Origin of the sequence: Streptomyces sp. NBC_01241, assembly GCF_041435435.1 — a bacterium.
In the GTDB taxonomy this organism is placed as follows: domain Bacteria; phylum Actinomycetota; class Actinomycetes; order Streptomycetales; family Streptomycetaceae; genus Streptomyces.
This window is the reverse complement of the sequence record NZ_CP108494.1, coordinates 7,538,456-7,562,614: the sequence shown is the minus strand read 5'-3', so window position 1 is coordinate 7,562,614 and position 24,159 is coordinate 7,538,456. Positions and strand designations below refer to the sequence as shown.

19 protein-coding genes and 1 pseudogene are annotated in these 24,159 nt (G+C 70.2%); 8 read left to right on the top strand and 12 right to left on the bottom strand.

Translation table 11 applies throughout. The annotated features are described in order from the left end of the window. Positions 1-47: 47 nt before the first annotated feature. Positions 48-1,493: a Gfo/Idh/MocA family protein gene (locus tag OG306_RS34370; RefSeq protein WP_266750142.1), complete on the top strand. Its 1,446-nt coding sequence runs from the start codon at positions 48-50 to the stop codon at positions 1,491-1,493. Positions 1,494-1,570: 77 nt separating this feature from the next. Continuing rightward, the gene (locus OG306_RS34365) at positions 1,571-2,569 is read left to right on the top strand and encodes an NEW3 domain-containing protein (protein ID WP_327349211.1); all 999 of its coding nucleotides are present in this window, start codon (positions 1,571-1,573) and stop codon (positions 2,567-2,569) included. 553 nt (positions 2,570-3,122) lie between these two features. Here the strand turns inward: OG306_RS34365 and OG306_RS34360 are convergent. The 3 genes from OG306_RS34360 to OG306_RS34350 all read right to left on the bottom strand — a co-directional run bounded on the left by OG306_RS34360 (position 3,123) and on the right by OG306_RS34350 (position 6,944). Then, positions 3,123-4,265: an alpha/beta hydrolase gene (locus tag OG306_RS34360; RefSeq protein WP_371666048.1), complete on the bottom strand. Its 1,143-nt coding sequence runs from the start codon at positions 4,263-4,265 to the stop codon at positions 3,123-3,125. 283 nt (positions 4,266-4,548) lie between these two features. Next, on the bottom strand, positions 4,549-6,000 hold the full coding sequence (locus OG306_RS34355; protein WP_371666047.1) for an MFS transporter: 1,452 nt from the start codon (positions 5,998-6,000) through the stop codon (positions 4,549-4,551). Further along, entirely contained in the window at positions 5,997-6,944 is a 948-nt protein-coding gene (locus OG306_RS34350) for a nucleoside hydrolase (protein ID WP_266750137.1), read from the bottom strand. The genes OG306_RS34355 and OG306_RS34350 overlap by 4 nt, the downstream gene beginning before the upstream one ends. A gap of 434 nt (positions 6,945-7,378) precedes the next feature. On the opposite strand from OG306_RS34350, the gene OG306_RS34345 reads away from it, so the two are divergent. Then, entirely contained in the window at positions 7,379-8,431 is a 1,053-nt protein-coding gene (locus OG306_RS34345) for a LacI family DNA-binding transcriptional regulator (RefSeq protein WP_371666046.1), read from the top strand. Positions 8,432-8,665: 234 nt separating this feature from the next. Here the strand turns inward: OG306_RS34345 and OG306_RS34340 are convergent. From OG306_RS34340 to mdlC, 7 genes and pseudogenes are all read right to left on the bottom strand, one after another. Further along, a pseudogene (locus tag OG306_RS34340) lies at positions 8,666-8,775 on the bottom strand (RbsD/FucU domain-containing protein); the annotation flags it as partial. Further along, complete coding sequence (locus OG306_RS34335; RefSeq protein ID WP_266750134.1) at positions 8,772-9,692, bottom strand: ribokinase; 921 nt, start codon at positions 9,690-9,692, stop codon at positions 8,772-8,774. The gene OG306_RS34335 and the pseudogene OG306_RS34340, both read right to left, overlap by 4 nt. Before the next feature lie 209 nt (positions 9,693-9,901). Next, positions 9,902-10,120, bottom strand: a complete 219-nt coding sequence (locus tag OG306_RS34330) for a hypothetical protein (protein WP_266750132.1) — start codon at positions 10,118-10,120, stop codon at positions 9,902-9,904. Beyond that, complete coding sequence (locus OG306_RS34325) at positions 10,117-11,133, bottom strand: LacI family DNA-binding transcriptional regulator (RefSeq protein WP_266750131.1); 1,017 nt, start codon at positions 11,131-11,133, stop codon at positions 10,117-10,119. Before OG306_RS34325 ends, OG306_RS34330 begins: the two co-directional genes overlap by 4 nt. A 254-nt stretch (positions 11,134-11,387) precedes the next feature. Further along, complete coding sequence (locus tag OG306_RS34320; protein WP_266750129.1) at positions 11,388-12,644, bottom strand: MFS transporter; 1,257 nt, start codon at positions 12,642-12,644, stop codon at positions 11,388-11,390. Positions 12,645-12,689: 45 nt separating this feature from the next. Further along, on the bottom strand, positions 12,690-14,144 hold the full coding sequence (locus OG306_RS34315) for a benzaldehyde dehydrogenase (RefSeq protein ID WP_266750127.1): 1,455 nt from the start codon (positions 14,142-14,144) through the stop codon (positions 12,690-12,692). Between the two features lie 131 nt (positions 14,145-14,275). After that, positions 14,276-15,856, bottom strand: a complete 1,581-nt coding sequence (mdlC, locus tag OG306_RS34310) for a benzoylformate decarboxylase (protein WP_266750126.1) — start codon at positions 15,854-15,856, stop codon at positions 14,276-14,278. Between the two features lie 96 nt (positions 15,857-15,952). Here mdlC and OG306_RS34305 point away from each other — a divergent pair, with 96 nt between their 5' ends. From OG306_RS34305 to OG306_RS34290, 4 genes are all read left to right on the top strand, one after another. Next, on the top strand, positions 15,953-16,888 hold the full coding sequence (locus OG306_RS34305; RefSeq protein WP_266750124.1) for a LysR family transcriptional regulator: 936 nt from the start codon (positions 15,953-15,955) through the stop codon (positions 16,886-16,888). A 249-nt stretch (positions 16,889-17,137) separates the two neighbouring features. Continuing rightward, a complete protein-coding gene (locus tag OG306_RS34300; RefSeq protein WP_266750122.1) occupies positions 17,138-17,347 on the top strand; it encodes a ferredoxin in 210 nt (69 codons plus the stop codon). Beyond that, positions 17,337-18,710, top strand: coding sequence for an NAD(P)/FAD-dependent oxidoreductase (locus OG306_RS34295; protein WP_266750121.1), 1,374 nt, complete (start codon positions 17,337-17,339; stop codon positions 18,708-18,710). Before OG306_RS34300 ends, OG306_RS34295 begins: the two co-directional genes overlap by 11 nt. Before the next feature lie 34 nt (positions 18,711-18,744). Then, entirely contained in the window at positions 18,745-19,929 is a 1,185-nt protein-coding gene (locus OG306_RS34290; protein WP_266750119.1) for a cytochrome P450, read from the top strand. A gap of 673 nt (positions 19,930-20,602) precedes the next feature. Here the strand turns inward: OG306_RS34290 and OG306_RS34285 are convergent. Together OG306_RS34285 and OG306_RS34280 are read right to left on the bottom strand one after the other, a co-directional pair. Continuing rightward, positions 20,603-21,079: a hypothetical protein gene (locus OG306_RS34285; RefSeq protein ID WP_323183996.1), complete on the bottom strand. Its 477-nt coding sequence runs from the start codon at positions 21,077-21,079 to the stop codon at positions 20,603-20,605. Then, positions 21,025-21,360 carry a DUF4118 domain-containing protein gene (locus OG306_RS34280; RefSeq protein WP_323183995.1) on the bottom strand — a complete coding sequence of 112 codons (336 nt, stop codon included), beginning with the start codon at positions 21,358-21,360 and terminating at the stop codon, positions 21,025-21,027. Before OG306_RS34280 ends, OG306_RS34285 begins: the two co-directional genes overlap by 55 nt. A 273-nt stretch (positions 21,361-21,633) precedes the next feature. Here OG306_RS34280 and OG306_RS34275 point away from each other — a divergent pair, with 273 nt between their 5' ends. Beyond that, complete coding sequence (locus OG306_RS34275) at positions 21,634-24,108, top strand: DUF4118 domain-containing protein (protein WP_266750118.1); 2,475 nt, start codon at positions 21,634-21,636, stop codon at positions 24,106-24,108. The last annotated feature ends 51 nt before the right edge of the window (positions 24,109-24,159 follow it).

Here is a 24,159-nt window from a genome sequence, read left to right as displayed (position 1 = left end):
CAGTCATCCCGCCAGTGATCCCGACCACGTCGAATCTGGAGTCCTTCATGTCTGAAGTCCCCGCAGTCTCGCGGCGATCGGTTCTCGGAGGGGCGGTGGCCACGGGCGCGATCGCCATCGGCTTGGGAGCCGCCGGGTCCGCCCCCGCGCTCGCCGCGCCGGGCGCTTCTGGAGCGGTCACGGCCTCCGAGCCGCGCCGCATCGCCGGCCAGACATCCATGATTAACGTGCCGTACGAGGTGCACCGGACCGTCCGGGTCGCCGTCATCGGCCTCGGCAACCGTGGCAACGGCATGACCCAGGGCTGGTCCGCCGTTCCCGGCTGTCAGGTGACCGCCATCTGCGACATCCGCGCGGACCGCGCCAAGCGCGTCGCGGACGACCTGGTCAAGGCAGGCAAGCCGCGCCCCGCCGAGTTCGGCGGCTCCGCCGACTCGTACGCCGAGATGCTCAAGCGGGACGACATCGACCTCGTCTACATCGCCACGCCCTGGGAATTCCACTACCAGCAGGGCAAGGCCGCGCTGCTGGCCGGCAAGCACGTCATCGTCGAAGTTCCCATCGCCACCCAGCTCGACGAGCTGTGGGACCTGGTCGACACCTGCGAGCGGACCCGACGGCACCTGATGCTCGCCGAGAACTGCTCGTACGGCCGCAACGAGCTGGCCATGCTCAAGATGGCACACGAAGGCGTGTTCGGTGACGTCACGAACGGTCACGGCGGCTACCTGCACGACCTGCGCGCCCTGCTGTTCTCCGACACGTACTACACGGATTCCTGGCGCCGCCTGTGGCACACCCGCAGCGTGGCGTCCTTCTACCCGATGCACGGTCTCGCCCCGATCGCCGCGGCGATGGACATCAACCGCGGCGACCGGATGACCACGCTGCGCGCCACCGCGACCGCCCCGAAGGGCCTGGCCGACTACCGCGAGCGCTTCGTCCCCAAGGGCCACCCCTCGTGGAAGGAGACCTACATCAACGGCGACCTCGTCACCTGCATGATCGAGACCGCCAACGGCCGGACGATCCGCGCCGAGCACAATGTGAGCGAGCCCCGCCCGTACAGCCGCATCAACAGCCTCGCCGGCAGCCGCGGCCTCTTCGAGGACTACGTCGGAGCCTCCTCCACGGGCGCCCGGGTCTACTTCGAACCCGACCACAGCGATGACTCCTGGCGGGACTTCGAGTCGTACCGCAAGGAGTTCGACCACTGGCTCTGGAAGAAGATCGGCGACGACGCCGCGAACAACGGCGGCCACGGTGGCATGGACTACGTCCTGCAGTGGCGCACCGTGCAGCTGATGCGCGCCGGCCTCGTGCCCGACATCGACGTGTACGACTCGGCGGCCTGGTGCTCGCCGGTGCCACTGAGCGTCATGTCCCTGGAGAAGGACGGCAAGCCGGTACCGATCCCGGACTTCACCCGGGGCGCATGGGTGAACCTCCGTCTCGGCCTCGACTCGCGCGTGATCGAGATGCCGCCCGCGTGACTCCGGCCCACGTCCAGCCCTGTCCGCTGAACCCTGGCCGAGCACTGCCCGAACCGTAAGAGAAGGAGCGAGCATTCATGTCCATACATGTGACCGCAGCCCGAAGAGCTGCGGCGGCCCTGGCGGTGGCGGCGGTGGCGTTCACCTCCGCCCCCGCGAGCGCCGCGTCGCAGGACGCGGCCGCGTCCGAGGCGCGCACCCAGGTGACGATCGCCCCCATCGACCTGAACGGCCCTGCCATCTCGGAGGTGAAGGTCACCGTCACCAACGCGGGACCCGAGCGCCTGCGCCGGCTCAAGGTCGCCTTCAACGGCCCCGTCGGCTGGGCCGTGCAGCCCGCGGTGCGCAGCGTCGACGGTTCGTACCAGCCGGGTTCCGCGGCCACGGCGGAGTTCCGGATCCAGGTACCCGAACAGCGCGCGGGCTTCACCATGCGCACGTTCACGGCCAGCGCCACCTACGAGGGAGGCGACGGCCAGGGCACCGCCACGGGCACGCGGGTCGAGCGCTCCGGCCCCGTGCTGGACCGCCTCTCCGACGCGTACAACAACGTGGCCATCACCGATGAGAACGACACCAAGGCCGGTGCCTACGACGGCGAGGGCAACAGTTTCTCCGCACAGAAGCTCGCCGCGGTCGGGCTGACGCCCGGAGCGTCCATCACTGCCCTCGGCGCCCAGCTGACTTGGCCTGCCGCGGCCCCCGGTACGAAGAACAACGTGTCGAGCACCGGACAGGGCGTGAAGGTCGCCGGCAAGGGCAGCAAGCTGGTCTTCCTCGGCTCCGGCGTCGGCAACGGGGCCACCGGCACGGCGACGGTGATCTACGCCGACGGGTCGAGCACCACCGCGTCGATCGGCTTCCCCAACTGGTCGTTCCAGGACGCCACAGCACACGGCGCGACGCTCGTGAAGTCGACGGACGGCCGCAACCGTCCGGATGGGTACGGCAACGCGGGCATCGCCTACCGGGTCTTCGCCCACTCCATCGCACTGGACCCGGCCAAGCAGGTCGAACTCGTGGTGCTTCCGGCCAATGCCGGCATCCACCTCTTCGACATCGCGTTGGCTCCGTAACACCCCTCGGACACCACGTGCGCCGGCCGGCGGAGGGCACATCCTCCGCCGGCCGGCGCGGTTGATGAAACATCCCCGTGCCGATCAGGGGCACCGCGGTGTCCGGCCCGACGGCGGCAAACGCCGCAAGCGGCGCCAGGGCACCCATCGTCATGACGCCAACGACCACCGCGCCCGCGGCCGGCACGGGTCCGGCGTGCGCCAGCGTGTTCTCGACGTCGCCCGACTCCAGCGTCAGGTATTGCGGGAAGCCGAAGTTGTAGGTGCAGGCCGACTTCGCCTTGTTCTCCCGGGCGTGGGCCCGCCGGGCGCCGTCGATCCAGGCGCTGACCTCCCGGCCCGAGAGCGTTGACGACGATGGACATATGCCATCGTTTGCGGGTGACCCGCGCCATGAGCGTCTCGTCGCTGTCCTTGTGCCTGTGTAGAACCCTCTGGAATCGGCGTGGTGTCCGGCGACCGGCGGCCGACGGCGGACGTCGACGGTTCCCGACCCGTCGTGGGCGCCGGTGATGTCGTGGGTGGGGTCCGGGCGATCGATCAGGGCGATCGATCAGATGCCCTTCGCGTGAGCGACCCAGCCCATGTAGGGCGACAGTTGGATCGTGAGCCAGCGGAAGACCTGCGGCACCTGGTACTTCCACAGCCCGATGGTGTGCGGCCCGTTCACCTCGGTCACCACCACACGCGTCGGAGGCGCTGCCGCCCGCCGCAGCGCGAGGCCGTCGCGGTAGCCGTCGTTGCGCCCGCCCGAGAGGTAGAGCGCGACCGGCGGCGGGACAGTGGCGTGGCGCAGGATCCACAGCGGGTTGTTGGCCCGCCGTAGCTGCGGGTCAACACCCGTGAGAGAGAGCCGCTCGGCTGCCGGGTCGTTGTAGCCGGAGAGGCCCACGGCGGCCCGGTACCGGTCGGGGTGGGCGAGTGCCATCTTCACGGCGCAGTGTGCCCCGGCGGAGTACCCGGCAACCGCCCAGCCCCTGGCTCGGCTCTGCGCGCGGAAGGTATCGGTCACCATCTGCCGAACGTCCACACTCAGCCAGGACTCGGCGTCCACAACACCCGGCACGTTGGCGCACCCGGTGTCCTGGGCCGCCAGCAGATTGGTCCGCGGCTCCACGAGGATGAACGGGGCGATCTTCCCCCTCCGCATCCCGGCCTCCAGCTGCGACTGCACCCGCAGGCTGCCGAACCACGCCTTCGCCGACCCGGGGAAGCCGCCGAGGAGCTCGACCACGGGGAACTTCCGGTGGCGGAAGGCCGGTTGGCTGTACTGGGGCGGCAGCCATACGTACACCTCGCCGCGGACACCCGACACCCGACCGCTCAGCTGAGTGACGCGGACGCCCCGGCCCATCCGGGCGTCGCGCGCCGGGCTGAATTTCTGGACGGCCTTCGGCTCGTTCGCCCGGTAGTTGTGGCCCCCGAGTCCGTCACGACCGAGGTCTGGTGCGGCAACGATGTGGTGTCCGGTGCCGAGCAGGTCGGCCCAGTTGTCGTACAGGCCGTTGGTGTTGTTGACCACGACGAAGACGCTCAGCACGGCCGCCGCCTGTGCGAGGACGACCATCACCAGGCGCGCCGCGCCGCGCATCACGGCAGGGCCCCGTACCCGGCCCCACAGCACCAGAGGAAGCAGCACGGTAACCACGACCAGCGCGATCGTGGCCAGGAAGAAAGGCGTCCCCGTCAGGCTCATCACGCCTGGGAGGATGCCGTACGCGCCGCCGCGGTTACCCTCTTTTCCACCTTTTTACGCCGGATGCGAGAAATCGAGGTACGCCTGTTGACGCCGGGAACCGTCGCCCCGTGTCCTCCCGGTCCGATCAGCCGGGCGCGCGACGCGAAGAAGACGGCGCGTCGGGGTACCCCGACGCGCCGGTGTGCTGCCGTGAACACGTCCAGCCGTTCGTCGCCCACGTGTTCCCAGCTGATCCCGCTGCCCCGGCGTCGACAGTGTCGCGCCGGGGCAGCCGCAGCCGTCAGGCTCCGTCTTCCGCCGCCACCGGCTTGGGAATCAGGAAGGACGTCGCGGTGGCGAGGCCCAGCAGGACCACGCCCGCGATCATGCTGGCGACGTAGCCGTCGGTTGATGCCGGGTCGGCGGGCTGGACGGCCGTCTGGACCGCGTAGAGCGCCGCGAAACTGAGCCCGGCACCGAGGTTGAACGCGCCGGCGTTCAACCCGGGCAGGAATCCGGGGTTCTCGCGCGGGGACAGCACGATGCCGAGGCCGTTGAGCACGATGTTGCCCACACCCGCGTAGGTGATGCCGACCAGCAGCGAGGCCACGAGCAACATGGCACGCGACTGGCCGTCCAGGGTGAAGATCATCAGGACGATGGATGCGGCCGCGCCGATCAGGCCCAGACGCAGGATGCGGCGGTAGCCGAAACCTGCGGCAAGCCGGCCGGCGATGGGCCCCATGGCCAACCCGGCCAGCGCGTACGGCGTGAGCGTCCACCACGCGGACTGTTCGGCGGACATGCCGAGCCCGGCGTGCGCGTCCTGGGCGAATGCCGGGATCAGCCCGTTCATGACGGCGAACACGCCGGTCATGGTGAGCACCGTGGTCAGCAGGAGCGACCAGGTCGAGCGCTGCCGCAGGTGCCGGGTCGCGACCAGCGGGTGCCCGCTCCTGCCCTCGGTCCGCCAGAACAGGGCGAAGGCGGCAGCGGCGACGACGACAAGGACGGCGACGAGTGGCCAGTTGGCCGCGGCGAGCTTTCCGGCCTCGTTCAGCGCGATCAGCAGTGCTCCGACCGAGACGACCAGGAGTGCGACGCCGGGCCAGTCCATCCGGGACGCGACGGCCGCCTTGGACTCCGGCGTCATGGTGGCGACCAGAACCGTGGCGATCGCCGCCACCACAGCCATCACCCAGAACACCGAGGCGAAGCCGTGCTTGTCGGCGAGGAACCCGCCGGCGAGGGAGTCGACCCCGGCGATGCCACCGTTGACGGCGGTGATCACGCCCAGCAGGGTGCCGTACTTCTTCGGCTCGGGGACCTCGACCCGCAGCATGATCAGGCACAGCGGCACCGTGGGACCGGACACGCCCTGGATGATGCGGCCGACGAACAGCATCGGCACGTTCTGTGCCAGCGCGGCGACCACGCAGCCGACGACCATGAGCGCCATCATCGCGGCCAGCACCCGACGGCGCCCGATGATGTCGCCCAGCCTCGGCAGGAACAGCGAGAACAGGGCCGCCGAGGTGAAGAACGCGGTCTGGGTGAGCCCGATCTCGGCCGAAGTAGCGCCCAGGCTGTCCTCGATGCTCTTCAGGGCCGGGCTGAGCATGCTGGCGTTCAGCTGGAAGGCGAAGCACGCCATGAGGAGCGCGGCGACCAGCACGCCCACCCGGACCGGACGCCGGTCGGTGACCGGCGGCGGCCCGTCCGGGAGGGCTCGGGTATCGGTGGAGACGTTCATTCCGCGACGTCACCGATCCGCGTCAGGGCGTCCACGACGAGGTCCCAGAAGCGCTCGTGGTCGAGCTTGACGGCGACCTGGGTGTGGCAGTCGGGCGGGGCGGGGGCCCGGAAGTCGGTCACGGTCATGCCGAGGGTCAACCCGCCGGTGAGCTCGATGTCCACCGGGGCCTTGCGCACCGTCATGACGGTCGGATCGATGACGTAGGCGACCGCGCACGGGTCATGCACCGGAGGGTGCTCGAAGCCCTGCGACTCCAGGTAGGTGGCACCGAAGAAGTCGAGCAGCTCGCCCACGAACGCGGCCGGCTTCGTGCCGACCGCGGCGATCTTCTCCCGCACCTCCGGGGTCGCGAGCGCCTGGTGGGTCAGGTCGAGACCCACCATGGTGACCGGCCAGCTCTCGTTGAAGACGATGTGCGCGGCCTCCGGGTCGATGATGATGTTGAACTCGGCGACCGCGCTCCAGTTGCCCTCGTGGTATCCGCCGCCCATCAGCACGACCTCGCGGACGCGGGAGGCGATGCGCGGCTCCTTGCGTACGGCGAGCGCGATGTTGGTCAGGCCGGCCGTGGGGACGATGGTGATCTCGCCCGGCTCATGGGACATCACCGTGTCGATGATGAGGTCCACGGCGTGGCGGCGGTCCAGCTCCAGGGTCGGCTCGGGCAGCACCGGGCCGTCGAGTCCCGACTCGCCGTGGATCTCCGGCGCCGTCTCGATGGTCCGCACCAGCGGCCGCGGACAACCCGCGGCGAAGGGGATCCCGGTGATGCCGGCGATACGCGCCACGGACAACGCGTTGCGCGTCACCTTCTCCAGCGTCTGATTGCCGACCACGGTGGTCACGGCGACCAGATCCACGTCCGGGTTCCCGTACGCCAGGAGCATGGCGATGGCGTCGTCATGCCCGGGGTCGCAGTCGAGGATGATCTTTCTGGCCATCGGAAGAGCCCCTTCGCTCAGCTGAACAGTTTGAGATGGATCTCGGCCAGCGCCGCAACAGGGCTACTGCACAGAGTGCACCGGTACCGTCCCCGACCGCCGTTACGGTCCGCGCCGGCATGCGGCGCCGACCCGCGAGCGGGCAGCGAGACAGACGGGTACCGCGCACTCTTCCTTGATCACGCGGTGGGGAAACGTTGAGAAAACGTTTCGGGAAATCGTTCTCCGAGAACTTTGCGCACCGTCGCCCATGATGTCAATGGGTGAAGTCATATCTCACGTTGTGACCTGTTTGGGACAGGGGATCGGGGTCTGGGCACGGGTAAGGGCCGGTGATAACGTTTGCCAACTCCCCGCGGGCATCCGCCCGCTTCGCGACTGGACCAGACGAACAGGGCGGGCGATCCGAAGTGGCGGAAGTAACACTGCGAGACGTGGCCCACCTGGCGGGCTGTTCCATCGCGACGGTGTCCCGGGTGCTCGTCGGCAACCGCCCGGTCGGCGCGGAAACCGCCCGGCGCGTACGCGCGGCTGCCGACAGTCTCGGCTACCGGCCCAACCATGTGGCCCGTGCCCTGCGCAGCCGCTCGACAGGCACCATCGGCCTCGTCCTGCCGCAGATCACCAACCCGTTCTACCCCACTCTCGTGCGGGAGTTGACGCGCGCGCTGCACGTCCACGACCGTGCCGTGATCCTCGCCGACTGCGACGACGACCCGATGACCGAAGCGGCCCGGATCGACGCCCTGCTGGCCCGGCAGGTCGATGCCCTGCTGGTCGTCCCGGTCGACGAGAAACGCAGCGTGGCCGCGGTGACCGACGCGGCGGCCCGGGTGCCGCTGGTACTGCTGGACCGAGGCTGCGGCCCCGGCGTCGCCGACTCCGTGGTCGTCGACAACGCCGCCGGCATACAGCTCGTGCTGGACCATCTCGCGGCCACGGGGCGTCGCCGTCCGTGCTTCGTCGGGGCTGCGGGCACCGCCTCGGCGGCGGTCGAACGCCGCGCCGCGTACGAGTCCGGCGCCGGCGCACTGGATCCGCAGGCGCCCGGACGTGTCGAACTCGGTGAATTCTCCGTCGAGTGGGGGCGGGCCGCGGTGGACCGGGTCCGCGCGCACCGTCCGGACGCCATCGTCTGCGCCAACGACCTCATCGCCATCGGTGTGCTGCAACGACTGCGACAGCTGGGAGTGGACGTCCCGGGCGAGATCGCCGTCACCGGCTTCGACGACATCCCCATGGCGAGCCTCACCGACCCGGGCGTGACCACCGTGCGCCAACCCGTCGCCGAACTGGCCGCGGAGGCCGCCCGGTTGCTGGACCGGCGACTGGCCGGAGAGAAGGCAGGCCCGAGCCGCACGGTACGACTCGGTCCGGAACTCATCGTCCGCGGCTCCAGCACGACGGACTGCACCGGACCGGCCGACGCCGCATCCGGCGCCGACCCGGCGTGGGCCATGGAGCCTGCCGGAAACCCGGCGTCATGACCGCGGCCGGAGGCCGGGGCTGACCGAAGCGGAACGGGAAGAGACTCTGCGTCGCCCTGACGCGCGACCGACCGGCCCGCTTGGGGTCTGCGCGGACGCGCGTACGGCCCGGGAGAATCCGCGGCCGGCTCCGGAGACGCTGTCCCGGTTCCTGGCACCGCTGCGGCGGTCTCCGGATGAGCTCCGAGGTGGCAGCCGTCCGGAGTGACCGGTTGCCACCCCGGACATGCACAGGGGCCAGGTTGCGATGGGCATGCCCACGTCGCAGATCAGTACCCCGTCACCATGGCCCGACTCGGCCGGCGCCCCACGAAATGACGGTTGAGGATTCCTGCCTTCTTCACAATGCGGAGATTTCCTCTGCGCTCGGGTAGGACTCCTGCGCGCCCTGCCGGGTGACGGCCACCGCACCGACCCTGACGGCGAACGCGGCGGCCTCGGCGAGTTGCTCTCCCAGGCCGAGCCGCCAGGCCAGGGCGGCGGTGAACGCGTCGCCCGCCCCCGTCGTGTCCACAGCCTCGACCTTGGGGCTCGGTACGGATACGACGTCACCCGTACGACCGTCGGCGACGAGCGCGCCCGCCGCACCCAGCGTGACCACGACCGACTGCGGGCCGAGCTTCAGCAGTGCTCGCGCCCACTCCTGGGGCGTGGCGCCGGCGGCTTCCCCCAGCATGTAGCGCGCCTCGTGCTCGTTGACGACCAAGGGGTCGCAGGCGGCCAGCACGTGATCGGGCAGGGGTGCGGGCGGGGACGGGTTCAGCACCAGCCGGGTGCCGGGTGACAAGGCACCGGCCACCTCGGCAACCGTCTCCAGCGGAATCTCCAGCTGTACGGACACGACCCGCGCCGCCTCGAAGAGGGGTCCGGCCGCCCGGATGTCCTCCGGGGTCAGCCGACCATTGGCCCCCGGCGACACCACGATGCTGTTGTCGCCGGAGGGGTCCACGGTGATCAGCGCGACTCCGGTCGGTGCCCCGCCCACGAGCACGCCCTCGGTGTCCACCCCGGCCGCCCGCTGCGATTCGAGCAGCAGCCGGCCGTGGGCGTCGTCGCCGACCCGTGCCAGCAGCGCAGTGACGGCCCCTAGGCGGGCGGCGGCCACCGCCTGGTTCCCTCCCTTGCCGCCCGGGTGAACGGCAAGGTCGGAACCGAGCACGGTCTCACCGGGCGCTGGCCGGCGTTCCACACCGATGACCAGGTCGGCGTTGGCCGAGCCCACAACCAGCAGGTCGTACTGGTGGTGGTTGTTGACGTGCATTGTTCCTGCTTTCCGAGGTCGGACGCTGCTCAGGCGCTGTTCGGGAGAAGTGGGCGACATTCTTCTCGGTAACTACCTTGAACCAGCACCTTCACCATGCTATCGACCTTCTTGTCCTCTGCTGTCCGCACCGCTTTCTGCACGGTGATCTTGCACATTTCCTTCGGCTGCGACTCCGGACGCCTTCGCCTCCACCTGGGCGCCCGCCTTCAGCTGTACGAAGAAGGGGTCTTGAGCACGGACAGCGACATGTCCTCCTTCGTGGTGCCGCCGGGCGAACCGAAGTTGCAGGAGGCACCATCAGAACGCGCCCGTCGAGGCCGAGCGCCCTGGTGAATCTCCGCCATCTGCGGCCGGGCGATGCCCAGTTCGCGCGCCTTGGCCTTGCGTACGCCTTCAATGCGCAGCAACTCGCCCTGGGTACTCACAGTTCGCTCCTCCGGTTCGGATCGTGCTCGCCGCAGGAACTGCGTGCGACAAGGCGGGCGGGAAGGGTCACGGACTGCGGGGACCGCCCCTCGACGATGTCGACCAGCGCGCGTACGGCGGCGCGGCCGAGTTCTCCCGTCGGCTGGGCGATCGCTGTGATCGGCGGATCGGTGTGCAGGAACCACGGGATGTCGTCGAAGGCCGCGAGCCCGATGTCCCGCGGCACGCGAAGCCCGCGTGCGCGGATCGCGTCCAACGCGCCGAGCGCCATCAGATTGTCGGCGGCGAATACGATCTCGGGCGGTTCGGGAAGGGCCAGGAAGCGCTCGGTGACGCGGCGCCCGCTGTCCGCCTGGAAGTCGCCCCGGCCGATGTAGGCGTCGGGCAGGGCGAGTCCGTACGCGCGCAGCGCCTCGCGGAAGGCTTCGACGCGCTCGTTGCCCGTGGTGGTGGCCGCCGGCCCCGCGATGATCGCGAGCCTGCGGTGACCGAGGCGGTGCAGGTGGGCGACCAGGTCCCGGATGGCGTCACGGCCGTCGGCACGCACCACGGGGACGTCCACACCCTGGATCCAGCGGTCCACGAAGACCATCGGTGTGCCGCTGCCCGCGGAACCCGGCATGAGCGGGGAGCTTCCCTCGGCCGGGGAGACAAGCAGTCCGTCGATCCGGCGGTCGAGGAGCGTACGTACGTGGTGTTCCTGCAGGTCCGGCCGCTCGTCGGCGTTTCCGATGATGACGCTGTACCCGAGGGCGCGAGCCTCTTCCTCGACGAAGCGGGCCAGTTCGGTGAAGTACGGGTTGAGTACGTCGCTGATGACCAGGCCGAGGGTGCGTGTCCGATCGGTGCGCAGCGAACGGGCGACGGCGTTGGGCCGGTAGCCGAGAACGTCGACGGCGGCGAGGACGCGAGCGCGCGCGTCGGGGCTGACGGAGGGATGGCTGTTGAGTACGCGGGAGACCGTGGCGACGGACACTCCCGCGTGGGCCGCGACATCCTTGATGCTCGCCATTTCCTGACCACCTCCTTGTGGTTTCCGTGAGCCTCGAAATCAGTGATCCAGAACCATGTAATCGATTACACGAACGATTGGAATCGATTACATGGCCGAAAACAAGACCTCGCCGGATGTCTGAGATCGGATCGTGACAAAGGGGGGAGCCCGCGCCGCGCGGCCACGCGCGGGACAAAGCAAGGGCATGGGCCCGGGGAGACGGACCCATGCCCTTGGCACGGTGCGGCAGTAATGCGTATCGCCTGGTGTGCTCAGGCTGTGGAAACGGTGGTCTTCGGCTGCGCGTCGGCGGTCCCGCGCGGCAGCGTCAGCACGGCCAGGAAGCCGAACACCGCGACGGCGGCGAAGAAGTAGAAGCCCCACGGGTGGCCGATGCCGGCAGTGACCAGGGCGCCGGTGATCGACGGGCCGACGATCGAGCCGATGCGGCCGATGCCGGAAGCCGAACCGAGTGCAGTGCCGCGGACGGACGCCGGGTAGTAGTTCGTCACGTAGGCGTAGACGAGCACCTGCGCCGAGAAGACGAACACACCGGTGAAGAAGATGATGGTGTTGAGCAGGAGATCGCTGCTGATCTTGATGCTCAGGCAGGCCAGCATGAGCACGGAGACTGCGAACCAGCCGAGCGTGGTGCCCTTGATACCGCGCCGGTCGGCGACGTATCCGCCGAGGACCAGGCCGACGACTCCGCCGACGTTGAGCACGAGGAGCTGGGTGACGGCCGTGGGCACCGGGTAGCCGGCGTCGTTCATGAGCTTGGGCAGCCACGTGTTGAGGCCGTAGACCAGAAGCAGCCCCATGAACGAGGCGACCCAGATCCCGATGCTCGCGCGCAGGAAGTTGGGCTTGAGCAGTTCGGTGAACGCCACGCGCTGAGCCTTGGGCGCCTCCTTCGCCTGCACGAAGGCATCCGACTCCGGCAGGCGGAACCACTGGATCGCGGCGATGCCGAGGCCGGCGACGCCCAGGGCGTAGAAGAGGACCTGCCAGTTGTCGGTGACCTGCAGGGCCAGCAGTGAAGTGATCACGGCACCGGTGTGGTAGCCGGTCATCGTCAGGGTGGAGGCCCGCGCCCGCCGGTGCGCGGGCATGTGCTCGGACATCATCGTGAGCGAGACCGGCATGCAGGCGCCGAGGCCGAGGCCGGCGATGAGCCGCAGCGCGGCGAACATGGCGACGGAGTCGGCCAGCGGGACGAGGATGGTGAAGACGGAGAACAGCACCACCGAACCGATCAGCAGGAGGCGCCGGCCAAGACGGTCGGCCAGCGGCCCGACGCAGACCGCGCCGATGGCCACGCCGACGAGCGAGAGCGTCGCGATGGTGGTCGCGTCGCCCGCCGTCATGCCGAGATGGTGGGTCTTGAGGAGCGTGGGGATGATGGCGCCGAGGACTACGAGGTCGTAGCCCTCCAGCAGGACGGTGATCCAGCACAGGATCACCGTCCAGGAGCTGCGAGAGGCGGTGCCGGATCTGGCCGGAGACTGCGTCGATATGTTGTTTGCCACGGTGGGCCCCCTGGGGCGGCTGCGGGAGTCGGAGTGCGAAGCGGGTCAGAACGGGTAGTCGGCGATGTCGGGGCGGACGGTGACCCACTGGGTCTCGGTGAAGGCCTCGACGTTGGCCGCGGCGCCGCCGAAGCGGGAGCCGGTGCCAGACGCCTTCACGCCGCCGAAGGGCGCGTTGGGCTCGTCGGCCACGGTCTGCTCGTTGATGTGGACCTTGCCGGACTCGATCCGGTCGGCGAGCTTCATCGCGGTGCCGACGTCGCCGAGGATGCCGACGGACAGGCCGAACTCGCAGTCGTCGACGATGCGCGCGGCCTCCTCCAGCGTCGAGAAGCCGATGACCGGTGCGACGGGGCCGAAGACCTCCTCGCGCCAGGCGGGCATGTCGGTGGTCACGTCGCTCAGCACGGTGGCCCGGTAGCAGGCGCCGGAGATCTCGCCGCCCGCGGCGAGCGTGGCGCCCGCCGCGACGCTCTCGGTGACGATGCCGTGCACGCGCTCCAGCTGCCGGCGGTCGATGATCGGGCCGAGGGCCACGTCCTCGCGGGCGGGGTCGCCGACCGGCAGCGCACGGGCCTTCGCCGCGAGCACGGCCGTGTACTCCTCCACCAGTGACTCGTGGACGATGTGGCGGCCGGTCGTCATGCAGATCTGGCCCTGGTGCAGATACGAACCGAACGCGCCGGCCGATGCCGCCTTCTGCACATCGGCACCGGGCAGCACGACCAGAGCGTTGTTTCCGCCGAGCTCCAGGTGGGCCCGCTTCAGGAGGCGGCCGGCCCGCTCACCGATGGCCCGCCCGACCGGTGTCGAACCGGTGAAGGAGATCACCCGGACCTCCGGGGCCTCGACGACCGCCTGTCCGACCGCGCCGTCGCCCGGCAGCAGGTGCAGCACACCGGCCGGCAGTCCGGCCTCCTCGAAGATGCGCGCGATGACGACGCCGCCGGTCACCGCGGTGCGCGGATCCGGCTTGAGCAGCACCGCGTTGCCCAGGGCGAGCGCGGGCGCCACCGAACGCAGGCCGAGGATGAGGGGGAAGTTGAAGGGAGCGATGACGCTCACGACACCGGCGGGGCGGCGGCGGGTGAGCGACCAGCGCGCCTCCTCGGTGGTGAGCACCTCGCCCTGCGGGTGCGTGGGCAGTGACGCGCACTCGAAGCACTCCCCCACGGCGAGCTGGACCTCGAAACCCGCCTTGGCACGCACCGAACCGGCCTCGCGCACGAGCCAGTCCTCGATCTCCGCCGCATGCTCGGTGAACAGTTCGCCCGCCCGGCGCAGCACGGCGGCCCGTGCCTGCGGCGAGGTCGCGGCCCACGCCCGCTGCGCCTCGGCGGCACGGGCGGCGGCGCGGTGCGCGTCCTTCTCCGTGGCCAGGCCCACGGTGCCGAGCTGGGCACCGGTCGCCGGTTCGACCACCGGGTGCGCGGAGGCGGAGTCCTGCCAACCGTCGCTGTAGAGCTTCCCGCCCCAGACGACGCTGTCCAGGAGTGTCATCGATCTGCCTTTCCTCGAACTCTACGAACTTTTCGAACTCTTCGTGCTCTTCGAACTTTTCGGGTACTTCGAACTCTTCGGGAACTTGGGGTGCTTGGGGTGCTTGGGGTACTTGCCGTGCGTCGAATTGGCTACGACGGCGTGGTGAGCGCCGTGTCCACCTGCACGAGGCGCGGATGTTCGGGGTGCTCGGCGAGCACGGCCCGCAGTTCCTCCGCACTGTGGACGTGCTGCGACGCGACGCCGTAGCCCTCCGCGATGCGGGTGAAGTCCAGACCGGGAATGTCCAGGCCGGGCGCGTCCGGGACGCCCAGGAGCCCACCGAACCAACGCAGGGCGCCGTACGTGCCGTTGCGCAGCAGCACCACGGTCAGCGGCACGCGGTGCTGGGCCGCGGTCCACAGGGCGGTGATGCCGTAGTTGGCGGAGCCGTCGCCGATGACCCCGACGACGGGCCGGTCCGGACTGCCCATCGCGACGCCGACCGCGCCGGGCAGTCCGAAGCCGAGCCCGCCGGCGGCCGGGAAGTAGTAGGAGCCGGACCTGCGCAGGTCCATCTGCCGCCACCACGCGGAGTTCGTGGACGTGGACTCGACCACGTACGCGGTGTCGTGGGGCATCCGGTCGCGCAGCGCCGCGAACACCTCCTCCGGGTGCAGCCGATTGCCCTCGGCCGTCGGTGGCTCAGGGTCGGGCCGGTACTCGCCCGCGGACTCGCCGGGTGCGTCCAGCGCGTTCACCAGCAGGTCGATGACGGCGCCGGGTGCGGCGACCAACGCCTCGCCCATCGGCGCCCGCGCGGCGGCGGAGGCGTCGTCGGTCACCTGGATCAGGTGGGTGCCCTCCGGCAGGTAACGGCCGGGCAGGTACTCGTGGTAGCGGAACACCGGTGCTCCGAGCACGAGTACGAGGTCATGGCCCTCGAACGCTGCCGAGACGGGCGCGATGCCCGCGGGCAGCACACCCCGGAACAGTGGGTGCCGGTTGGGGAAGGGCAGCCGGAACAGCGACGGCGCGGCCCACACCGGGCTGCCCAGCCGCTCGGCGAGCCGGACGGCGTCGTCGAAGAGACCGGCCGAGTCGATGTCGCCGCCGAGCACGAGCAACGGCCGCCGTGCCGCGGTCACTTGCTCGACGAGCCGACGAGCCTGCTCACCGCTGGGCGCGGAGCCCCGCTCGACCCGCCGGTCGAGGATGGGCAGGCAGTTGTCACCGGCCTCGGCGGCCCAGTCGTCATAGGGAACGGAGAGATACGTCGGCCGCCGCTGCAACTCCGCCTCGAACAGGGCCTGCGCGAGCGCACGCGGTACGTCCTCGGCGCACGCGGGCTCCGCGGCCCAGCCCACGAGGGGCTTCATGAGCGCGGGTGCGTCGACGCTCGCCAGGTTGGCCTCGGGGCCGATGGCGGGCCGTACCTGCTGGCCGGCGACGACCACCATGGGCGTGCGGGAGGCTACGGCGTTGGTCAGCGCGCCCATGGCGTTGCCGGAACCGGAGGCGGCGTGCAGGTTGACCAGGACGGGGCGCCCGGTCGCCTGAGCGTAGCCGTCGGCCATACCGACCACCGCGCCCTCGTGAAGACCGAGGACGTAGCGGAAGCTGTCGGGCAACTCGGCCAGGAAGGGCAGCTCGTTGGAGCCGGGGTTGCCGAAGATGGTGGTGAGTCCTCGGCGCTCCAGGAACTCATGGGAGACACGGCGTACGGACGGCACGGACGTTCCTTACGTTGTTGGTGGCGGACACGCTAGGCAACGCTTCGACCAAGGCACCAATAGATGTTGCGGATCTGCGATATAGAGTCGATCGATATGAGGAGCTTCGATCTCAACCTCGCTCGGGTCTTCGTGCTGCTGTACGAGACCGGCAGCGTCACGGCCACCGCCGAGACCCTGCACGTGACACAGCCGACCGTCAGCTACAGCCTGGGGAAGTTGCGGCGGCATTTCGGTGACGAGCTGTTCCGGCGCACCGGGCGCGGGCTGACTCCGACCGCAGGCGCACGCCGGCTGTACGAACCGTTGCAGCATGCCCTCGCGGAGATCGACGGAACCGTGCGCCAGGCCGACGACTTCGATCCCGAGACGATGTCGGGCCGCTTCACCATCGCCCTCTCGGACCTGGGCGAGACGTCGTTGCTGCCCCGGCTCCTGGCGAAGGCGCGCGAACGGGCACCCCGCGTCTCGTTCACCATCCAGCCGCTCGACGTGGCCGACGCGGAGGGCCGGCTGCGCCGGGGCGAACTGGACGCGTTCGTGGCCACCCCGGTGCTCAGCTCACACCGGACGGTGCGGATTCCCCTCTTCCGGGAGCGCTACGTCGGGATGGTCTCGGCCGACCACCCCCGGGTGACGGGCGACTCGATCAGCCTGACGGCGCTCGCGGCGGAGCAGCACGCGACCGTGCACGGCCCCAGCGGTCACGCCGCGCCGCGCACCGCGCTGGCCGCGAACGGCCTCCTGGACCGGGTCGCCGTGGAAGCCACGCGCTTCTCGATGCTGCCGTACCTGCTGGAGCAGACCGATCTGATCGCCGTCATCCCCGAGTACGTCGGGGAGGTCTTCACAGCCTCGCACCGCCTGCGCCTGGTACGCCTCCCGTTCGAGGCGGAGCCGATGGAAGTGGCTCTCTACGCGCGCCACGAGGCCTCGCGCAGCCCCTCTCAGCGGTGGCTCGTCCAGTTCATGACCGAGGTGCTGGGCGAGCGGGTGAGCCCCGCGCAACTGCCCCCTTCCGCCGACCGGTAGCCATCCGTCCGGCGCCGGCCTGCCGCGGAGCGGCCCGTCAAAGCTCCGGCGTGACCGTCGAGCACCGTCCCGCACAGCACAAAGCCCCGGTCGGGATGGTTCCCGGCCAAGGCCTCGGTGGCATGCCCCCCGGGAGTTGCAGCTGCCGCTCCTGACGGGATCCCGAAAGGCGTAGCTGGACAAGCGCCCGATGCGGCACAGACGTAGACAGGAGAGGGAACGCCGCGACGACCAAGGGAGTGACTCGCCATGCAGACCGTTGTGGACCTCACGCGATGCCAGGGCTATGCGCAGTGTGTGTTCCTCGCTCCGCAGGTGTTCGAACTGCACGGGGAGGAGGGACTGCTGTACCACCCTGCCGTCCCCGACGACCAGGCCGAGCGCGTACGCCAGGCTGCGGCGGCGTGTCCCGTCCAGGCTGTCCTCGTGGGCGAGGAGGTGAAGGCCGGTGGCCGGTGATCTGCGCGAGGGTCGGATCGTCGTCGTGGGCGCATCGCTGGCCGGGTTGCGGGCCGCCGAGACACTGCGCGAAGAGGGTTTCACCGGCTCACTGACCGTGGTGGGGGATGAGCCCTGTCCGCCCTACGACCGGCCGCCGTTGTCCAAGCAGGTGCTGCTCGGCCAGGTGGCGGCGGACACGACCGGGCTGCCGATGCGCCGGAACCCGGAGGCCGAGTGGCGGCTGGGGGTACGCGCCACCGGTCTGGACCCGATGGGGAAGCGAGTGCTGCTGGCCGATGGGGACGCGCTCCCGTACGACCGGCTGCTGATCGCCACCGGAACCCGGGCGCGGCCCTGGCCCCATCCGGAGGAGGCCGCCCTGGACGGGGTGTTCACCCTGCGCACCCGCGACGACGCCGCGGGGCTGGCCGAGCGGCTGGCCGCCGGGCCCCGCCGGGTGCTGGTGATCGGCGCCGGCTTCACCGGCTCGGAGATCGCCTCCGCATGCCGGGAACGGGGACTGGACGTCACGGTCACCGAACGCGGCCCCGCACCCCTGGTGGGCGCACTCGGCGGCACCCTGGCGAAGCTCGCGGCCGCCATGCAACGCAACCACGGGGTGGACCTGCGCTGCGGAGTGACGGTCACCGCCCTGCGCGGTGACAGCAGCGGCCGGTTCACCGGTGCGGACCTGTCCGACGGCAGCCGCGTCGAGGCGGACGTGTGCGTCGTGGCATTGGGGGCGGTCCGCAACGTCGAGTGGCTGGCGGACTCCGGGCTCGCAGCGGGCCCGCGCGGGATCGCCTGCGACGCCGGATGCCGGGCCTTCACCATGTACGGAATCGTCACCGACGACGTCTTCGTGGCCGGTGACGTCTCCCGCTTCCCGCACCCGCTGTTCGGGTACCAGATGCTCTCCCTGGAGCACTGGGGCAACGCGGTCGCGCAGGCCGAGGTGGCCGCGCACAACATGGTCAGTCCGGGACCGCTGCGGCGCCCGCATCTTGCCCTCCCGACGTTCTGGTCGAGCCAGTTCGGGCTCAACATCAAGTCGGTGGGCGTGCCCACCTTCTCCGACCATGTCGTCATCGCGCAGGGTTCGCTGGAGACGCGCCGTCTGGCGATGGTCTACGGCTACCAGGGGCGGGTCACCGCCGCGGTCACCGTCGACATGGCCAAGTCGCTCGAGTACTACCAGCACCTGATCGAGACCGCCGCCCCGTTCCCGCCCGCGTCCGGCGCGGCAGACCGTCCGCTGGCGGCCGAGATCCCGGTCCCCTCCGATGTGCCGGACCCGAAGGGGCTGTCCCACGGCCCCACCGTGGCACTCACCGGTTACCTGCCGGACCGACGGCTGACCATGGTGCAGCCCGCCGGCTGACCAACATCCCGCCCCACCACGAGGAGCCGTACGCATGGCCGCCGACACCCTGCTGGAACGGATCACCGACTACGCCAACCGCCCCAACCCCTACCCGCTGTACGCGGAACTCCGCGAGGCCGGTCCCGTGGTTCCGCAGGCGGACGGCAGCTACCTGATCGGCACCTACCACGAGATCACCGCTCTGCTGCACGATCCGCGAATCAGTGCCGATCCCCGCAGCCGTGGCGAAACGATGCACGAGCCGCCGTTCCTGCGGCTCGACGACCCCGAGCACCACAGGCTGCGCACCCTGGCCATGCGACCGTTCGGCCCGCCGCACAGCCCGGGCCGGATCGATGCCATGCGCGGCGAGATCGCCCGGATCACCGAGGAACTGCTCACGGCATTCGAGGCGGGCCGGCAGGTGGATATCGTCGACGATTTCGCCTACCCGCTGCCCGTCACGGTGATCTGCCGGCTGCTCGGTGTGCCGCGCGAGGACGAGCCGCTGTTCCGGGCATGGTCCGACGCTGTGGTCGCATCCGCTGATGTCACGCCCGAAGACGACTCCACCGAGCGGGACCGGACGGGCGAACAGGCGCGGATCGAGATGGGCCAGTATCTGGTAGACCTCGCCGAGCAGCGCCGTGGCCGTCCGAGCGACGACATGCTCTCCGCCTTCGTCAACGAACCGGATCCGGCCCTACGGCTCAGCCGGGCGGAACTGGCGGAGACCGCCGTGCTGCTGCTCATCGCCGGACACGAGACCACGGTCAACCTGATCACCAACGGTGTGCTCACCCTGCTGCGCCACCCCGGGCATCTGGACCAGTTGCGTCGCAAACCGGGCCTGTTGCCGCAAGCGGTGGAGGAACTGCTGCGCTACGAGCCCCCGGTCCACATGCGCGAACGCATCCCCCTCGCCGACATGGACGTCGCCGGCACCACCATCCCCCAAGGCACGCCCGTCGTACTCGTGCTCGCCTCAGGCAACCGCGACCCCAAGCGGTTCCAGGACCCCGACCGGTTCGATCCCACCCGCCCCGACAACCAGCACCTCGGCTTCGGCAGCGGCATCCACCTGTGCTACGGGGCGCCGCTCGCCCGCATCGAGGCCCAAGCCGCCCTCGGGGCGCTGATCCCCCGCCTCGGCACGGCACGTCTGGTCCAGGACCCGCCCCCCTACCGGCAGAACGCCATGCTCCGCGGACCGCGCCATTTGCCCATCCACATATGAGGCCGGAGCATGTCTGAAAGCTGGAGCATGTCTGAAAGATCGTGTAGTCCGTGATGCGACCGGTCAAACGGAGCCCGCCGACTGGCCGCCTCCGGAGCGGGCCGACTTGGCCTGCCATCCCTGGTCTGACCTGGGGCTTCGCTCGGCTGTTGGTCACGTGGTTGGTCACGACACAGCCCGAGAAACAGAAAAACCCCAGATCAACTGGGGTCTCTGCTGGTACTGGTACTGGTGGCCAACCGACATAATTGCTCCGGCCTGCGTTTTTTGTACCGCTAGCTGGGGCAGTCTTCCCCGGCGCTTCAAGATCGTTTCCCAGCTCACCGTAGGTGGCGGCGGTGGTGTGGCTGATGTGCCTTGCCGCGACTGGGGCGGGCCGCTTGACCGATCATGAAGATCCCTTGGCCAGCATTGACAGCGCTGCCACCGTGTTCCGAGCCTGCGTGAGGTTCCCCCGAGATGCGGGGGTGGGTGACAGAGGGTCAGATGGGTTTCACGAGAGGAGCCCAGACGATGCCTGCCCCGAGGAAGTACCCGAGCCGGCGTGCACCTGGTTTCGCCACCTGGCCTACCTGGGACGCGATCCGGCTCGCCGCCACGCTTCCTCATGCCTCGTGTCGGGGCCGGCACGCGTGTCTGCGTTTGTCCACCTCCGTCCGGTGTTCCTGTTGCTCTAGCCGCTATCCGGCGTGTGGGGAACGCTGCATTTGGTGTCCAGCGCGTTACCGGCCTGGTCTGCCAGGGTCACGGCGACGAGGCGGGCTTCTAGGGAGGGGACGGCACCCGGGGTCGCTTCGAGCATGAATCGGCCGTAGAAGCGGCCGTTGCTGAAGACCCGTAGTTCGACTTCCTCGTCCGGTAGGCCGAGTCGGTCGACGTCCCATTTCTTGCGGCCCAGGACGACGGAGCCGTCCTGTTCCAGGCGTGGTGGGTGGCCCAGCAGCGTGCCGTACTCGAAGCGGCAGCCGCGCAGGTGGAGCAGGCCGACGAGTTGTGCTCGTACCTGGTCGATCACGGCGGTCGGGGAGGTGGACGACTGGGCCAGCCGGGCCGTGTGGTGGATCTGGGCGAGGTAGTCGGCATCGGTGATGGCGATCACCTGGAGGCGGCGGGCGCGGGCGGCCAGCTGGGAGACCGCCAGTCCGACCAAGAGGAGCAGGACGGCGGTGGTGATGTCGGTGGACCTGGTGATCGAGAAGTGCTCGTAAGGGTGAAGAAGAAGTCGAACCACACGGCGGCGGAAACGGCCGCCAGTGCTCCGGCCAGGCGGTGTCCGAGGGCTGCCGCTGCGACGACCACCACGACCAGGATCAGGGCGACGTTGGTGTCGGCGATGTTGCTGCGGAAGGGCAGCAGGACCGCGCAGACGGCGAGCGGGGCCGCCAGTGCTGCAAGGATCGCGAGGGGGCCTCGGGTGGGGAAGTGAGACATGGTGCGCCTCCTGCATTCAGGTGTAACAGGGGGCACACACGGTGAGGATGGTCGGCACAGGATTTAGCGCTTTCCTGGCGGGTGGCGCCGCACCCCGGTTCCGAGTCGTATTTCCTCGGATCGGTCATCGGCCACCGGCAGGCCGTCCATTCCGCTCGCTTCGTGATCGGCCTTGCTGCTCTCGCATCGCCGTGGCACGGGCCTGGAGGCGGCTGGTCCGGAGTACCTTCGGGCTCAGGCTGGTGGGATCGTGCGGAGCGGGAGGCGGTCGCGGTGGCTCGTGGGCGTTTGCGGGTGTACTTGGGGGCCGCGCCGGGCGTGGGCAAGAGTTACGCCATGCTCGCCGAGGGGCAGCGCCGCAGGTCCCGGGGGACGGATGTGGTGATCGGGCTCGTGGAGTCGCACGGCCGTCGGTTGACGGCCCAGATGGCGGAGGGGCTGGAACTCGTCCCTCGCCACACCCTGGTCCACCGGGGCGGGGCGTACACCGAGATGGACCTCGACGCGGTGCTGGCTCGCCGGCCGCAGGTCGCTCTGGTCGACGAGCTCGCGCACACCAACGTTCCCGGGTCGAGGAACGCCAAGCGCTGGCAGGACATCGAGGAGCTGCTCGACGCGGGCATCGACGTGGTCACCACGCTGAACATCCAGCACCTGGAGTCGCTCAACGATGTCGTGGAGCAGATCACCGGCGTCAAGCAGCACGAAAGGATTCCCGACGAGGTGGTGCGCCGCGCCGAGCAGGTCGAACTGGTCGACATGACGCCAGAGGCCCTGCGTCGCCGCATGGTGCACGGCAACGTGTATCCGGCCGACCGCATCGATGTGGCTCTGACGCACTACTTCCGGCCCGGCAATCTCACCGCCCTGCGCGAACTCGCCCTGCTGTGGGTCGCCGACCGTGTCGAGGAGGGCCTGCAGCGCTACCGGACCGAGCACGGCATCGCGACGCCCTGGGAGACGAAGGAACGCGTCGTGGTCGCACTCTCCGGTGAGCGGGACGAGGAGGCGCTGATCCGGCGTGCGGTGCGGATCGTCAGCCGGAGCCCGGGGAGCGAGCTGCTCGCCGTGCACGTGGCCCGCAGCGACGGCCTGGCTGGTGCCGATGCCGCGGTGCTGGCCGGTCAGCGAGCTCTGGTGGAGTCGCTCGGTGGTAGCTTCCACCAGGTGGTCGGTGCGGATGTCGCGGCGGCGGTGCTGCAGTTCACCCGGGCGGAGAACGCTACCCAGATCGTCCTGGGCGGGACGAGACATGGCAGCCTGTCCGGACTCCTCCTCGGCGACCAGGTGGCGCCCAAGGTGACGCGGTTGGCCGGTCATCTGGACGTGCACATCCTGACGCACGAGCGGATGGCGCACCGTGCGGTGGTGACGCTGCCGCCCCTGGCGGGAGGAGTCGGCCGAGCCCGGTTCTGGTGGGGAGTGGCCGTGGGGGCGCTGCTGCTGCCGGCCCTCACGGTGCTGCTGGTCGCGGTGCGCGGCTTCGGGCTGGCGGGTGTTCTCCTGCTGTACCTGCTGGCCGTGGTGGGTGTCGCACTTGTCGGCGGGCTGTACCCGGCGTTGGGGGCCGCGGTTGCCGCGGGTCTGCTGGCGGACTACTACTTCGTGCCGCCTGTTCATTCGCTGGTGATCGGTCGGCCCGCGGACGCGGCCGTCCTGGTGGTGTTCGTCGTGGTGGCGCTGGTCGTCGCCGGCGCGGTCGAACGGGCGCTGCGCTGGGCCCGCGCTGCCGCGCGGTCGGCCGTGGAGGCCGCCACCCTCTCCGACCTGGCGACCGGAGCGCTGCGCGGTCAGGACGACCTGCCCGCGCTGCTGGAGCGGGTGCGCGAGACCTTCGGTCTGGCCGCGGTCAGTCTGTTGGAGCGGGACAGCCCGGGCGGGCGCCGCTGGTTCACCGTCGCCAGCACCGGGGACACGTCACCGGAGAGCCCCGAGGAGGCGGACACGGACGTCTCGATCACGGACACCCTGGTGCTGGCCGGGCACGGCCGTCCCCTCGCCGCCGGGGACCGGCGCGTCTTCCTCGCCTGCGCGGCGCAGGTCGCGGCGAGCCGGGAGAACTACCGGCGCCGGCTGCAGGCCGCGGAAGCTGAGGAACGCGTGACCTCCGATCGGCGCCGGGCCGATCTGCTCCAGGAGCTGGAACCTGAACTCGCGGTCGCGCGGAGGGCGCTGGAACAGTTGCGTGACCGCGAGGCGACCGGTACGGAGGGGGAACGGGCGGCGCTGTGCGACCTCGGGCAGGGCGCCGTCGACCGCGTCCGCGGCCAGGTCCGCGACCTGCTCGCGCTCAGCCGCCTGCATGCCGGGGCGCTCGAAGTGTTCCTGCGCCCGGTCGACCTCGACGACGTCCTGACCGTCGCCCTCGACGATCTGGGCCCCGGCGGCCACGACCTCACCGTGCGGCTGCCCGACGACCTGCCGGACGTGATCGCCGACGCGGCCCTGCTCACCCGCGTGATCACCAACCTGGCGGCCCACGCGCTGCGCCGCAGCCCCGCCGAAGCGCCCCCGCGCGTCGAGGCGGTGCCGGCCGCTGGGCGGGTGGACATCCGCCTGGTTGACCACGGCCCGCCCGCGCCCGAGGCAGCACAGCAGGAGCCGGACGGCGGCCACGGTCCGACAAGCGGGGTGCTGCGCCTGTGCTCCGATCTCGCCCAGGCGATCGGTGGCACGCTGCGCTGGGAGGAGACCACCGGAGGCGGTCTCACCTCGGTTCTCAGCCTTCCCGCAGCAGCCGAGGCCTGAGGCCGACGGGCTCGCGGCCGGTGAGGTGCGGGTCGTGGCGGGGCGCGCGAT

What these genes read in the sequence shown, in the direction of transcription:
- OG306_RS34315 (WP_266750127.1), bottom strand. Translation starts at nt 14,144, where the DNA reads ATGACACTCCTGGACAGCGTCGTCTGGGGCGGGAAGCTCTACAGCGAC.
- OG306_RS34300 (WP_266750122.1), top strand. Translation starts at nt 17,138, where the DNA reads ATGCAGACCGTTGTGGACCTCACGCGATGCCAGGGCTATGCGCAGTGT.
- OG306_RS34355 (WP_371666047.1), bottom strand. Translation starts at nt 6,000, where the DNA reads ATGAACGTCTCCACCGATACCCGAGCCCTCCCGGACGGGCCGCCGCCG.
- OG306_RS34370 (WP_266750142.1), top strand. Translation starts at nt 48, where the DNA reads ATGTCTGAAGTCCCCGCAGTCTCGCGGCGATCGGTTCTCGGAGGGGCG.
- OG306_RS34305 (WP_266750124.1), top strand. Translation starts at nt 15,953, where the DNA reads ATGAGGAGCTTCGATCTCAACCTCGCTCGGGTCTTCGTGCTGCTGTAC.
- OG306_RS34290 (WP_266750119.1), top strand. Translation starts at nt 18,745, where the DNA reads ATGGCCGCCGACACCCTGCTGGAACGGATCACCGACTACGCCAACCGC.
- OG306_RS34335 (WP_266750134.1), bottom strand. Translation starts at nt 9,692, where the DNA reads ATGCACGTCAACAACCACCACCAGTACGACCTGCTGGTTGTGGGCTCG.
- OG306_RS34360 (WP_371666048.1), bottom strand. Translation starts at nt 4,265, where the DNA reads ATGAGCCTGACGGGGACGCCTTTCTTCCTGGCCACGATCGCGCTGGTC.
- OG306_RS34365 (WP_327349211.1), top strand. Translation starts at nt 1,571, where the DNA reads ATGTCCATACATGTGACCGCAGCCCGAAGAGCTGCGGCGGCCCTGGCG.
- OG306_RS34350 (WP_266750137.1), bottom strand. Translation starts at nt 6,944, where the DNA reads ATGGCCAGAAAGATCATCCTCGACTGCGACCCCGGGCATGACGACGCC.
- OG306_RS34325 (WP_266750131.1), bottom strand. Translation starts at nt 11,133, where the DNA reads ATGGCGAGCATCAAGGATGTCGCGGCCCACGCGGGAGTGTCCGTCGCC.
- OG306_RS34280 (WP_323183995.1), bottom strand. Translation starts at nt 21,360, where the DNA reads ATGTCTCACTTCCCCACCCGAGGCCCCCTCGCGATCCTTGCAGCACTG.